This is a genomic window from Streptomyces gelaticus (assembly GCF_014649535.1).
Taxonomy (GTDB): Bacteria; Actinomycetota; Actinomycetes; order Streptomycetales; family Streptomycetaceae; genus Streptomyces; species Streptomyces gelaticus.
The window spans coordinates 443882-457713 of the sequence record NZ_BMTF01000003.1 but is presented as its reverse complement, the minus strand read 5'-3'; the positions used below and the strand labels follow the sequence as shown (position 1 = coordinate 457713).

Annotated in this window: 7 protein-coding genes; 4 read left to right on the top strand and 3 right to left on the bottom strand. The window is 72.0% G+C overall.

Annotated elements, in window-relative coordinates:
• Window positions 1-194: 194 nt before the first annotated feature.
• Complete coding sequence (locus IE107_RS06865; protein WP_229866728.1) at window positions 195-920, bottom strand: AfsR/SARP family transcriptional regulator; 726 nt, start codon at window positions 918-920, stop codon at window positions 195-197.
• Window positions 921-1429: 509 nt separating this feature from the next.
• Here IE107_RS06865 and IE107_RS06860 point away from each other — a divergent pair.
• The 4 genes from IE107_RS06860 (at window position 1430) to IE107_RS06845 (ending at window position 6252) form a co-directional block, all read left to right on the top strand.
• A complete protein-coding gene (locus IE107_RS06860; protein WP_189542070.1) occupies window positions 1430-3367 on the top strand; it encodes a hypothetical protein in 1938 nt (645 codons plus the stop codon).
• Window positions 3368-3443: 76 nt separating this feature from the next.
• Window positions 3444-4349: a metal-dependent hydrolase gene (locus IE107_RS06855; protein WP_189542068.1), complete on the top strand. Its 906-nt coding sequence runs from the start codon at window positions 3444-3446 to the stop codon at window positions 4347-4349.
• 2 nt (window positions 4350-4351) lie between these two features.
• Entirely contained in the window at window positions 4352-5434 is a 1083-nt protein-coding gene (locus tag IE107_RS06850) for a PDR/VanB family oxidoreductase (RefSeq protein ID WP_189542066.1), read from the top strand.
• A 95-nt stretch (window positions 5435-5529) separates the two neighbouring features.
• Window positions 5530-6252 (top strand): TetR/AcrR family transcriptional regulator, encoded by a 723-nt coding sequence (locus tag IE107_RS06845; protein ID WP_189542064.1) that lies wholly within the window; start codon window positions 5530-5532, stop codon window positions 6250-6252.
• Window positions 6253-6264: 12 nt separating this feature from the next.
• Here IE107_RS06845 and IE107_RS06840 read toward each other — a convergent pair whose 3' ends face one another.
• Together IE107_RS06840 and pulA are read right to left on the bottom strand one after the other, a co-directional pair.
• Window positions 6265-8301, bottom strand: coding sequence for an ATP-binding protein (locus IE107_RS06840; protein ID WP_189542062.1), 2037 nt, complete (start codon window positions 8299-8301; stop codon window positions 6265-6267).
• 191 nt (window positions 8302-8492) lie between these two features.
• Window positions 8493-13808: a pullulanase-type alpha-1,6-glucosidase gene (gene pulA / locus IE107_RS06835; protein WP_189542060.1), complete on the bottom strand. Its 5316-nt coding sequence runs from the start codon at window positions 13806-13808 to the stop codon at window positions 8493-8495.
• Between the last annotated feature and the right edge of the window lie 24 nt (window positions 13809-13832).

Here is a 13832-nt window from a genome sequence, read left to right as displayed (position 1 = left end):
GGCGCCGGCAACGTCCTCCAACAGGGCGCACAGACCGGACCTGGCGCCGGCAACGTCCTCCAGCAAGGCGCACAGACGTGACCTGTGTCGCGTGCTGATCCCACCGACCGAACTCGGTACGGAGAACCCGCCACTGGACAGTGGCGGGTTCGCCAACCCCGAGAACCTGCGACGGGAACCTGCAACTACGGGGATTACGGGGATCCGCTGCCGGGGCGCGACTGCTGCAGTTCGGACACCAGCCGACGCAGCCGCGGTGTGGGGCGGAGCCCCAGCTCGTCGCGGAGGTGCTGCTCGTAGCGTTCGAAGTCGTACAGCGCCTCGGAGCGGTTGTCCTCCGCCAGGTGGGCGCGGATCAGCGAAGCCTGACTGCTCTCCCGCAGCGGATCCGCCTGGACGGCCGCATGGGCGGCCGTCACAGCCCAGGCGAACTCCTTCGTGTCGATGAAGGCTCCCGTCAGTGCCTCAAGGGCGTGGAGTCGAAGCTGTCGCCACTGCTCCGCCTCCGGCAGCATCCACTCGTCGTACCAGCCGGGCAGCAGATCGGCGGACAGTTGGTCGACGGCCGCCGCGTTGAGGTCGAGTTCCTCGGCCGGGACATGGGGATCGATTATCCGTTGGGCCAACGACCGAGCTCGGAACAGGTCGACGGTGACCTCCCGCGCGAGGCGCACCTCGGCGGGGCAGATGTTCAGTGCTTTCTTCCCGAGGTCCTGGAGGCGTGACAACGCCGACCGCAGGTTCGTGTTCGCACCTTGCTCGGATGCTTCGGGCCAAAGACTCCCGGCAACCAGCGTGCGAGGGACAGCGGACCGGGATTGTAGCGCGATAAACGCCAGCAGTCGCTTCGAGCCGACAGGGACGGTCACCGGTTCGTCGCCGACGACGATGTCGAAACCGCCGAGAAGAGAGATGCTCACGGACCGCCCGGATATCGTGGGCGGCGCAGAAAAAGCGAGATCGTATGAGCTCATGGCATGTGATCGCGTAGGGGTCGGTCTACCCGGCGCCCGTCGGCCAAGGGCTGTCCCGTAATCCCTGACGGGTGTACCACCAGGGATTACGGGACAGCCCTTGGCCACGCCGTCATTGCTGGGGCCAGCGATCTGTACACCTCCCGCATAGCCATGCTGCTCCACCTGCCAAGGGATGTCGAATTGTCCTGATCGGTGCCGAACAACCGGTGCCCTTCGACCGGGCTTTTGCGGGTATGGCGCGCGGTTGAACCGGCGAACGGTGGGCACGGGAGCCGCGCCGGGGACGACGGCCCCCAGGACGTGGGGATCTTCATGCGCGCGACGAACGGCGGGAGCGGGCCGCGCGGCACGGTCGAGTTCAGCGGTCGGCAACTGCGCTGAGGCAACGGCCCGTTGCGCCGCGTACGGGCGGACCGGGGTGACCATCGCATGATTCGCTCGTTCTGCTGAACGTGCGTCCACTGTCAGAAGTACCTTCCGCAGCCGCCCCGGCCGACGGGGAGCAGGCCGGGGCGGCTCTCGTCGAGCACTACCCGCGCCTGGTCCGGCTCGGTTATCTCGTGCTGCCGCCGTCCCTCGGCAGCCACCGCCGGGTGCTGAAGGCGCACGCGCTGGCCCAGCGGTGCCTGCTGTCCGGGCGCCGGGCGGGGTCCGGGGGCGGCGTCCCGGAGCCGTGCGGGCCCGGCGGTGCGGCGGCGGTGGATCCGTCCTATGCGCTCGCCCGCCGGCGGGTGCTGCGTGCGGCGCTGGCGGAGGGGCGGCCACGACGCGGCTTCGGCCGCGCCCGGCTGCCGTCGCTCCTCCCGCTCGTGTGGGGGCTGCGGCTGTTCCCGCACTCGGGCGGATCGGACGGGCTCGCCCTGGAGAACGCCCTGGCGGCACTCTCCGGTCCGGGGCGCGCCGCCCATGTCCTGCGCGGCCTGGAGGAGTTGACCGATGCGGAGGTGCGGTGGGTACTCGCGGACGCCGGGGTCGCGGACCCGCATGCGGCGCTCGCGGCGGCCGGGGGCGTTCCGGCTCCGTACGCGCTCCTCGGTTCCCGGGAGTTCGACCCCTGCTCGCTCCAGGCCCGGCCGCCGGATCTGCTGCGCCGCAGGCAGCACGCGAAGGCGGCGCTGGCGGCCGTCGCGGCGCTGCTGGTGTGCGGGGCGCTGCTCGGACTGCCGGGCAACGGCTGGGGGCGCGGCGCCCGGACCACCTCGTCGTACACCCATGACGCAGCCGTGGAACAGGCCCTGGATCCGGGCATGTTGAGCCGGGTGCCCGCGGACTTCTGGCGGCGGTCCCCGCGTACCGACTTCACCGCCTGGCCCACCCGCGGGCAGCGCGCCCGGGACACCGGGCTGCTGCGCCGCGCGCTCGCCGCCTGGGCGCACCCGGGCGCCGAAGTGCGTATCTCGGCGACCCCGGAGACCCCCATCGGGCCTCCGATGGGCGCGCCGCAGCTGCTGTACGCGGGCGAGGTGGACCGGGTGACGGTGGTGCTGTTCCACGACGGGCTGCGCGTCGTGCGGTACGCGGAGCCCGGTGCCGCCCGTCAGGACGGGGGCGTCGCGCTGGACTTCGCCCGGGTCGACGGCGCGGACGCGGCGTCCGCCGCCGCCCTGGTCGTGGCCCGCAGCGGCGACCGGGTCCGCTATCTCACCGCGCCCTGGGTGACCTCGGTCTCGGTACGGGACCTGCTCGCGCCGGACGGATCCCCGCGGCCGTTGCGTCGCGGGCCCGGCGGGGTGACCGCCGCGCTGACCAGCCCGGCGACGGCCCGCGACTGCCGTGCCTGGCAGGCGGTCGAGATCCGCGCCGGCTCGGCGGCCCGGCTGCTGGCGGACCTCGGCGAGCTGACCCCCGCCCGGCTGACCTCGGGCCCGCCGTCCGCGCCGCACGACGTCGCCGGGCGGGCGGAGCGGGACAGCTGGGCGCGGACCGCATGTCTGCTGCCCGCGGTGCGTTCGCGTGGGGTGCGGTCGGTGAACTCCTGGCAGTACGCCGAGCAGCCGCTGCCCGAGGGCAACGGTTCCGCGCGCTGGCTCTGCACCAGGGCGGAGACCTGGCGGGGGACCGGAAGCCGGGTCCTCGCCCAGTTCCAGGCCCCGTCGGCGCCGGCCGCCACGACGGGCGGCCCGCCCGGGGCGGTTGCGGCCAGGGCCGAGGACACTCCGGCCTGCGGGGTGCGCGACCCCCGGGTGCTGGCCGGGGTGCTCTGGAAGTCCCAGGGTGGCCGCTGGTACGTACTGGCGGCGGGCAGTGAGCAGTTCGCCTCGCTCTCCGCGTCGGGCGGAGTGGAGGGGCGCTCCGACAGCCGTCTTCTCGCCGTGCCGGCCAGGGCGGGCGACCGGGCGCGGCTGAACGGGACGCTGGCGGACGGCAGTCGGGTGGGCGGACTGCGCTGACGGCCCGCCACCGCGGGCGCCGGAAAGTCGTGGCACGCCTCTGTTCCCCCGACCTGCCTCTCAGTACATTGACAGCATGTCTAATACGCAGCCGGCGCCGGTCACGTCGGAGCGGACGCCTCTCAGGGCCCGCAAGGTCTCCTTCGCCTGGGAGAAGACTCCGCTGCACTGGGTGCCGGGTGACCCGTTCACCACGCACACCATCAATGTGCTCCACCTCCTGCTGCCCGCCGGGGAACGGTGGTTCATCCACGTGTACCGGCAGGTGCTGCCGTACATCCACGACGAGCAACTGCGCCAGGACGTCATCGGTTTCATCGGCCAGGAGGCCGTGCACTCCCAGGCGCACGACGACGTCCTGCCCCGTCTGAGGGAACTCGGTCTCGACCCGACGCCGTACACCGCGCAGGTCGACTGGTTCTTCGAGAAGCTGCTCGGCGACCGGACGCTGCCGCCGGGCAGGGCGCGCACATGGTGGCTGATGGAGCGGGTGGCGCTGATCTCGGCGATCGAGCACTACACCGCCTTCCTCGGCGACTGGGTGCTGAACGCCGACGCGCTGGACCGGCGCGGCGCCGACCCGATGATGCTGGATCTGCTGCGCTGGCACGGCGCGGAGGAGGTCGAGCACCGCTCGGTCGCGTTCGAGGTGTTCATGCATGTCGACGGCGGCTACCGGCGGCGGGCCCGCACCTGGGCGACGGCGTTCAGCACACTGGTCTTCCTCTGGCAGCGCGGCATCCGCTTCTTCATGGAGAACGACCCGAGCCTGCTGAACGGCAAGGGCTCGGTCAAGGAGTTCTACCTCGGCGGCAAGCGCGGCACCCTGCCCGCCACCGGTGATCTGCTGCGTTCGGTCCCCCGCTACCTGAGCCGCGGCTACCACCCCTCGCAGGAGGGCAGTACGGCCCAGGCCATCGACTATCTCGCCCACTCGCCCGCGGCCACGGCCGCCGAGGCCCGCATGACGGGAACCAGCTGACCATGCCGCTCCCCCTGCCCCGCCTGCGTACCGTCGTCCTGGTCGCGGGCGCCGCACTGCTGACCAAGCGCGCCCTGCGCCGCCGCATCCGGAGCTCCCCGCTGTGGCCGCTGCCGGCACTGGAGGAACCGGTCTCGGGCCACGCCGAGCGCCGCACCACCGCCACCCGGCGGCTGCTGATCACCGAGCGGACCACTCCGGCCGAGGGCGTCGTCCAGCTCCGGCTCAAGGGCTCCGGCCTGCCCGCCTGGCAGCCCGGCGCGCACCTCGACCTCCTGCTGCCCTCCGGCCTGGTCCGCCAGTACTCCCTGTGCGGGGACCCGGCCGACCCCGACACGTACACCATCGCGACGCGGCTGGTCGAGGACGGCCGCGGCGGCTCCCGTGAGGTCCACGAGCGGCTCCGCGAGGGCGAGGAGGTGGAGATCCGCGACCCGCGCAACCGCTTCCCGCTCGCCGAAGCCCCCGCCTATCTGTTCGTCGCGGGCGGTATCGGCATCACCCCGATCCTGCCGATGCTGCGGTCGGTCGCCGCCTCGGGCGCCGACTGGCGGCTGCTGTACGGCGGACGGAGCCGCGCCTCGATGCCGTTCCTGGACGAGATCGAGAAGCTGGACGCCGAGGGCGGCCGGGTGACGGTCGTCGCCGAGGACGAGGCGGGCCACCCGGACGCCGCCGCGGCGCTGGCGGCCACGGCACCCGGCACGGCCGTCCACTGCTGCGGCCCCGAGCCCCTGATGGACGCGGTCCGCGCCGCCCTCCCGCCGGGCCGCACCCTCCATCTGGAACGCTTCACCGCGGCAGCCGCCTCATCGGCCGGCTCCGCCCCCTTCGAGGTCGAGCTGCGCCGCTTGGGCCGTACCGTCCAGGTGCCGGCGGACCGGTCGGTGCTGGCGGCGGTGCGCGACGAGCTGCCGTACGTCTCGTACTCCTGCGAACAGGGCTTCTGCGGAACGTGCCGACAGCGCGTCCTGGAGGGCGAGATCGACCACCGCGACGAGCTCCTGACGGACTCCGAGCGGGACGACTCGATGCTGATCTGCGTGTCCCGGTGCCGGGGCGAGCGGCTGGTGCTGGACCTTTAGGTCCTGTCCCGGTGCCTCCCTCCCGGGTCCGGGGCGGCCGGGCCGGAGCCGCCCGACGCCTCTCCCCCGCCGCTCCACTCGGTACGCTGTCCACCATGACGACCGGGGTGCGGCGCAGGATGGGCGTCGAGGAGCGCAGACAGCAATTGATCGGTGTCGCGCTGGAGTTGTTCAGTCACCGCGCCCCGGACGAGGTGTCGATCGACGAGATCGCGGCCGCCGCGGGGATCTCGCGGCCCTTGGTCTACCACTACTTCCCGGGCAAGCAGAGCCTGTACGAGGCCGCGCTGCGACGGGCGGCCGACGAGTTGGCGGCCCGGTTCGTGGAGCCCCGCGAAGGCCCGCTCGGGGCCCGGCTGCTGAAGGTGATGGGCCGGTTCTTCGACTTCGTCGACGAGCACGGGCCCGGCTTCTCGGCGCTGATGCGGGGCGGCCCCGCGGTCGGGTCCTCGACCGCGAACGCCATGATCGACGGGGTGCGGCAGGCCGCCTTCGAGCAGATCCTGGCCCATCTGGGGGTCGAGGATCCCCCGGCACGGCTGGAGCTGGTCGTGCGGTCGTGGGTGTCGCTGGCCGAGTCGACGGCGCTGATCTGGCTGGACGGGCGGCGGATCGCGCGCGAGGAGCTGGAGTTGCAGCTGGTGCACGACTTCGCCGCGCTGGCCGCGGTGAGTGCCGCGTACGACGCGGAGATGGCGGGCATCGTGCTGCGGGTGCTCGGGCAGGAGCCGACGGACGGGCCGTTCGGCGAGCTGCTGGACCGGCTCTCCGCCCTGGCCCCCGCCGTACCGGCCGTTCCCCCACAGCGGCTGCCGTAGGGCCGGCTCGCGCTACATGAGCAACTCGCCCTGGAGTGCGGCGGCCAGGCCGACTTCCGCGTTGTCCGACCGGCCCCGTTCGAAGGCCCGCTGGTAGGCGGCGTCGCCGACGGCCTCGCGGGCCTGGCGCTCGCAGGCCTCGCGCAGCGGTTCCAGTTCCGGGGTGCCGCGTTGCGGATGGCCGACCATGCGCCAGTACACCTGCCCCGTGCCGTACACCCGGGCGGCGCGGGCGCCCGCGCCCTGGGCGGCGATCGCCGCGGCCAGGATGTCCAGGCCCAGCGCGATGCCGAAGCGGTCGCGCATCCGGTGCTTGCCCGCGAGCATCGAGCGGGCGTGCGCGGCGGAGGATTCGGGATCCCCCTTGAGCAGGGCGATCAGGGCGAGCTGGTAGTCGACGTAGCTGCGGGTCCAGCACTCGTCCTGGGCCTCGCAGACCGCGCGCAGGACCGCGGCCGCCTCCGCCGCCTCGTCCAGCCGGCCGAGCCCGGTCAGGGCGAAGACCGTGATGAGCCGGCACCGCAGCCGGTAGGCCTTCTCCAGCGGGGTGGCGGTGCTGGTCGAGCGCAGGACCCGGTCGACCTCGCGCAGGCCCGCCTCGGGGCGACCGGTCATCAGATCGGTGAGGCCGCACAGATAGGCGGCGGCGAGGGTGCCCTCATCGGTGCCGTCGCGCGCCGCCGCCCTGGTGCACTCCCGGCCCAGCCGGCGGGCGGCCGGGTAGTCGCCCTGGAGCATGACGGTGATGCCCAGCACCCACAGGACACGGGTGCGGTGGGGTCCTTCGGCCGGTCCGGCGGCCAGCGCGCGCCGGGCGTACTCGCGGGTCTGCGGAAGATGGCCGCAGCAGCACCAGAAGAAGCCGATCCGTCCCGCCATCTCCTGGGCGGCCTCGGTGTCGTGGGCCAGCAGGTGGTCGAGGGCGGCGCAGAGGTCGGCGTGCGCCTCGGCGATGCGGTGGTACCAGCTGATCTGGTCGTCGCCGGTCCAGCCGGCGTGGGCCTTGCGGGCCAGGCCGAGGAAGCAGGCGGCGTGCCGGTCGGCGGCGGCCCGTTCCTCGCCGAGCTCGGCGAGCCACATCCGTCCGTACTCTCGGATGGTGTCGAGCATGCGGTGCCGTGCGCCGTCCCGGCGGACGACGGACTTGGCGACCAGGCCGTTCAGCGCGCGGGTCACCCCGTCCGCGGTGAGCGGTCCCCCGGTGCAGACCTCGCGGGCCGCGGCCTCGTCGAAGTCGCCGCGCAGGACGGTCAGCCGGGCCCAGAGCAGCCGCTCCAGCGGGGTGCACAGCTCATGGCTCCAGCCGATGGCGGTGCGCAGGGTGCGGTGGCGCGGCGGCCAGAGCGAGGCGTCGGCCGGTACGTCGAAGCGGGACCTGATCCGCGCGGCGACCTGCTCGACGGTGTCCCGGCCGAGGGCTCCCGCCGCGAGTTCGATGGCGAGCGGAATGCCTTCGAGGTTGCGGCAGATCTCGGCGGCGGCCTCCGCGTTGCCCGGCTCGTCGAGGGCGAGGCCCGGGGCCGCCGCGGCGGCCCGGTCCCGGAACAGCGTCAGTGCGTCGGCCGCGCCCTCGACGGGCAGCGGGTCCACCTCGACGACCTGCTCGCCCCTGATGTCCAGGGGTTGGCGGCTGGTGGCGAGCACGGTGAGGCCGGGGGACGTGGTGATGATCTCGCCGAGCAGGTGCGCGCAGGCGGAGCGCAGATGCTCGCACGAGTCGAGGATCAGCAGGAGTTCCTTGTCGACCAGCCATTCGCACAGTGCGTCGATGGGCATGCGCAGGGTGTGGTCGGAGAGTCCGACCGCGTCGGAGACGGTCGCGATGAGCAGTCCGTCGTCGTGGAGCGGGGACAGGTCCGCCCACCACGCACCGTCGCGGTGTGCGTCCGCCGCCTGCCGGGCCGCGCGGACGGCGAGCCTGGTCTTGCCGACGCCGCCGCTGCCGGTGAGCGTGGTCAGCCGGTGCGTGGCGAGTGTGTGCTCCAGCCTGGCAAGTTCCGCTTTCCGTCCGACAAAGCTGCTGGTCTCCTCGGGGATGTTGCTCGCCATGGTCACCGTCGCCGAAACAGGTGGACCGGCCGGTCCCGGCCCCTGATTCCCGTACGGAGCAGGCATGCGAGGACGCCTGGCGTACCGGAAAGGGGCCGGGACCGGCCGGGGGGGTGGGAGGTCACGCCGGGGGTGCGGTGCTGCGGCATTCCCCGACGGCTGCTGCCTCTCCACCGTATCCCCGTCATGGCTCAGTTCAGGGAAAACACCGCCACCGTACGACCCGGGACGGTGAAACTTCCCGAACTCCTTTCGTACGAGGACGTCTTGACAGTAGGATCCGCGCCCGCAGCCTGGACCGGGTGCAGTGCGTACTCCTTCCCCGCCAGAGCGGGGACCGTCTGCGTCTCGGTGCCGGGGGCCGCGTTGAGGACCACCACCAGCTTCCCGAGCCGCATGGTGATCACACCCGGCGTCTCGTCCTTCCCGGAGAGCGGGAAGGACAGGGCGGACTGCACCTGCGCAGTGGTGGAGAGAGCGAAGTCCTGCTCGGTGGAGCGGATGGTGAGCAGGTCCCGGTACGCGGCGGACGCGGCGCCGATCTGCGGGCAGCCGGGCCGGAGCGCGGCGTCGGCCAGCAGCGGCTTCGCGTAGGACCACTTGGACGCGTTGTCGGCGGCCGGCGGCAGTCCGCGGCCGAAGCCGTTGCCGTCGCGGCAGTCCCAGTGCAGGGCGTTGAACCAGTCGCCGCTGTCGTACGAGTTGCGGTCCAGGGACTTGGAGCGCAGCAGGTCGGTGCCCGCCTGGGAGAGCGAGGGCCCCTGCGAGAGCGTGGCCGTCGCCATGGCCAGGACCTGCATGCGGGCCCGGTCGGCCGCCGACGTGCCCGCCGGGAGCTTGAAGGCGAGCGCGTCGTAGAGCGACTCGTTGTCGTGGGCGTCCGCGTAGGCGACGGCGTCACCGGGGGCGGCGGCGTATCCGGCGGGGGCGCCGTTGTAGTCGACGCCGGAGCCCTTGACCGTGTTTCCGGCGGAGTCGGTGAAGGTGTAGTCGGCGAGGTTGCCGGTGAGACCGACCTTGATCAGGTCCTGGTAGTGCAGCAGCCGGGCCTTCTGCTCGGCCCGCGTCCCGTTGGCCGCCGAGGTGTTGGGGTCGGTGTAGAGGCCGGTGGCGAAGCCCTGCACGCCCGGGTCCTCGTCGAAGGGGCTGCCGCCGCGGACGGCGTCGCGGGCCCGGTCGGAGAAGGTGGCGATGCCGGTGCCGGCCATGTTCTTCTGGGTGGCCTGGACGAAGCGGGCGTCGTCGGCGATCTCGCCGAAGTTCCAGCCCTCCCCGTACAGGATGATCTTCTTCCCGTCGACGCCGTCCTTCGCCACGGTCAGCGCGTCCAGCGCCTTGCGGACGGCGAGGATGTTGGCCTTGGGGTGGTGGCCCATCAGATCGAAGCGGAAGCCGTCGACCTTGTACTCCTTGGCCCAGGTGACGACCGAGTCGACGACCAGTTTGCCCATCATGGTGTTCTCGGGGGCGGTGTTGGCGCAGCAGGTGGAGGTGGCGACGGTGCCGTCGTCCAGCAGCCGCTGGTAGTAGCCGGGCACGATCCGGTCGAGTACGGACTTGTCGTCCTGGCCGGAGGCGACGGTGTGGTTGTAGACGACGTCCATGACGGTGCGCAGCCCCGCGCCGTTCAGCCCCTGCACCATCCGCCGGAACTCGACGGTGCGCCGGGTGCCGTCCGGGTCGGAGGCGTAGGAGCCCTCCGGGACGGTGTAGTGCAGCGGGTCGTAGCCCCAGTTGAATCCGTCCTTCGCCGCGGCCTTCGCCACGCAGTCCTGCTGCTCCTCGGAGTCGGGGGCGTACACGGACAGGTCGCAGGCCGGCTGCTGCTGTGCGGACTTCTTCTCGGGGACGGTGCCGATGTCGAAGGCGGGCAGCAGATGGACGTAGGAGGTGCCGGAGTCCGCGAGCCGCTTGAGGTGCTTCATCCCGTCGGAGCCGGTGTCGGTGAAGGCGAGGTACTCACCGCGGTGCTTCGAGGTGCGGTCCGCGATCGAGAAGTCCCGGATGTGCAGCTCCTGGATCTGGGCGTCGCGCAGTGGGACGGCGGCGGGCTTGCGCAGCCCGGACCAGCCCTTCGGGGCGAGGCGCGGGTCGTCGAGGTCGACGACGAGGCTGCGTGCGGAGTCCGTGGTCAGGGCGGTGGAGTACGGGTCGGTGACCTTGTTGGTGACCAGCTTCCGGACGGTGGGCGCCCAGACGTCCACCACGTAGCGGTAGGGCTTGCCGGTCCACTGCTTCGTGCCCGTGACGGACCAGACGCCCGTGCGGTCGTCGCGCCGCATCGGGACGTTCTTCCCGTCGAGTTCGAGGGCGACGGTCCGCGCGGTGGGTGCCCAGACGGACAGGGTGGGGCGGCCGTTGCGGTCGAAGACCGGGCCGAGCGAGGCGCCGGCCGCGTGCTTGCCGTACAGGTCGTCGAGCACGCCCGCGCTCTGTACGCCGGTGGCCGCGAGCAGGGCGCCGTTGGCGGCGCGCTGGGTGGCGATCAGCTGGCCGCGCAGCGCGTCGCGGACCCGGTCCCGGTCCCGGACGTCGACGGTGAACGCCGGGTAGTCCTTGAGGTTCGGGTGCTCGGCCTTCTGCGCGTCGGTCAGCGCGGAGGGGGTGAGCCGCAGCCACTGGCCCTCGTCGGAGAGCGCCCCGTCGACGACGGAGACACCGCCGTTCTTCGCGTAAACGAGTTGCTGGCTGGTGGCCCCGGTGGCCTTCACCTTCCATACGACGGTGTCGGCGTCGATCCACTGCGCCTCGGCCTTGGTGAGGTCGGGCGCGGGTACACCGCCGGCCTGGGGCAGCAGGTAGCCGGGCGTGGCACCGAGCATCCAGACCTCGTGGCCGTAGGTGGCGATGTCGAGCGACTGGTCGCTGGGGAGGTCCTTCTCGTCGCCCTTGTGCAGGATGTAGCTGAGCGAGGTGGCACCGTCGGTGAGCGGCACCTCGAAGGTGGCGCCGGAGGCGTCCTTCTTCACCGGCTGGAGCGGCTTGGCCCAGTCGGTGGGGTTCTTGGCGCCGGTCCAGGTGTGCAGCCCCCAGCCGTCGTAGTCGCCGTCGGGCCGGTAGTAGTGCAGTACGGCCTTGGTGGTGTCCTGCGGCGGGTAGGCACCGTCGGGTGCCGTGTCGGCCTGGCCGTCCTTGCCCTGCTCGATCCAGGCCTGTCCGGTCTTCGCGAGGTCGACGGTGCGCTGCGGCCCGTCGGCGGTGCCGTCCTTCTCGACGGTGTACGCGACGGTGGACGCGTCCTGGTCGAGCTTGAGCCAGGCGAAGGCTCCGTAGGCATCGCGCCCGGCGAACTGCGCCGTACGGTCAACGGACTTGAGCGTCCAGCCCTCGTAGTCGCCGTCCGCACGCTTGTAGTGGACGACGGCGTGGTCGCGCTGGACGGCCACGGGCTTCGTCTCGGCGGGGGCCTGTCCGGCGGCCGTCGCGGCGAGGGCGCTCGCGGTGCGGCCGGCGCGGTCGACGACGACCGCCTTGTAGCGCAGCGGTGTTCCGGCCGCCACCTTGCCGTCCAGGTGCTGGGTGACCTTGTACGGGGCGTGGTCGGCGGAGCCCAGCGTGACCCACTTGCCGTTGCCGGTCTGTGCGGCGAAGACGACACGGTTCAGCTGTCCGCCGTCGACGTCGGCGGAGAGCTCCACGGTGCCGGTGGCTCCGGCGGCGGGCGCCTTCAGAGTGATCGTGGGCTTGGCGGCGGGGTCGGCCATCGGCTTCTCGGCGCGCAGCACGAGACTGGAGAGGGCGGGCACGGTGACCGTGATCTTCTTGTCGGCGCCGCTGCGGACCGTGGCCGAACCACCGTACAGGGTACGGAAGTTCATGCCGGGTGAGGCGGTGGGGAGCTCGACCGTCCGCGGGGCGGTGGCGTTGTTGGTGGCCACGAGGTACTCGTTCGGCTGCTCCGGGTCCGTGCGGGAGAAGGCGTGGACGGAGCCCTCCGCGTACCGCTCGGTCTGGACGCCGTCGCGCAGTGCCGGGTTCTTCCTGGTGAGCTCGGAGAGCGCGGCAATGTTCCGGTACAGCGGGTGCTTCGGGTCGTACGCGTCGGTGGCGTGGGTGCGGTCGGTGCCCAGTCGGTCGTCGTCGAGGTAGTCGGCGGTCTTCGAGGCGAACATGGTCTGCCGGGCGTCCCGGTCGCCGCCCGCGCCGGTGAAGCCCTGCTCGTCGCCGTAGTAGACGACGGGGTTCCCCCGGCCGAGGAACATCAACTCGTTGGCGAGCTCCGCGCGCCGGACGAGTTCCGCGTCGTCGGCCTTCGGGTTGTCCTGCTTGAGGAACGAGCCGATGCGGCCCATGTCGTGGTTGCCGAGGAAGGTGACCTGCTCGTAGGCGTTGGCCTTGTCGGTGGTGTACCGGTAGTCGTCACCGAAGACGGCGGCGAGTTTCGAGGCCGGGGCGCCCTGCGAAACGTACTGACGTGCCGCTTCCTGGAAGGGGAAGTCGAGCGTCGCGTCGAGCCGGCCCCGGGTGACGTAGGGCGAGGTGACGGCGGGGTCGGCGGAGTAGACCTCGCCGAACATGAAGAAGTCCTTGCGGCCGCGCTTTGCCGCGTAGGTGTCCAGGGCCGTCGCCCACTGGGTCCAGAAGTCCAGGTCGACGTGTTTGACGGTGTCGATACGGAAGCCGTCGACGTCGAAGTCCCGGACCCACTTCTCGTAGATCTTCTCCATGCCGGAGACGACCTCGGGCCGCTCGGTCCACAGGTCGTCGAGCCCGGAGAAGTCGCCGTAGGTGGCGGACTCGCCGGCGAAGGTCGAGTCGCCCCGGTTGTGGTACATCGTCGGGTCGTTGAGCCAGGACGGGACCTTGTTCCCGGTGTTCTCGGGCGTGTACGGGAACGAATCCGCGTCCGCCTTCGCCAGGCCCTTGGCGTCGTCGAACGGACGGCCGTCCCTGTCCAGGTACGGGTAGGCGCCCTTCGGCCGGTAGCCGTAGGTCTTCTCGGCGTAGTCGACGGTGTCCGCGGTGTGGTTGGTGATGACGTCGAAGAAGACCTTCATGCCCTTGGCGTGGGCCCTGTCGATCAGCTTCGACAGGTCGGCGTTGGTACCGAAGTGCGGGTCGACCTGGGTGAAGTCGGTGATCCAGTAGCCGTGGTAGCCGGCCGAGGCGTCCTTGCCGGTGCCCTGGACGGGGCGGTTCTTGAAGATCGGGGCGAGCCAGATGGCGGTGGTGCCGAGGCCCTTGATGTAGTCGAGCCGGCCGGTCAGGCCCTTGAGGTCGCCACCCTGGTAGAAGCCCTTGTCCGTGGGGTCGTAGCCGGTGTCCGTGCGCGAACCGGTGAGCCCGCCGCGGTCGTTGGCGGTGTCGCCGTTGGCGAACCGGTCCGGCATGACGAAGTAGAACTGTTCACGCGTCAGGTCGTGACGTGCGGGTTCGGCGGCCAGCCGGGCGTCCGAGGGCGGACCCGGAGGTCTCGGCGCGGCGGAGGCGGAGGCCGCCGGGACGACGGGGAGGAGCGCCGCGCAGAGTGCGGCGACGGCTCCACGTCCGAGGGTGGAACGGGACACGGGCTGGATCTCCTTGTGTGCGGG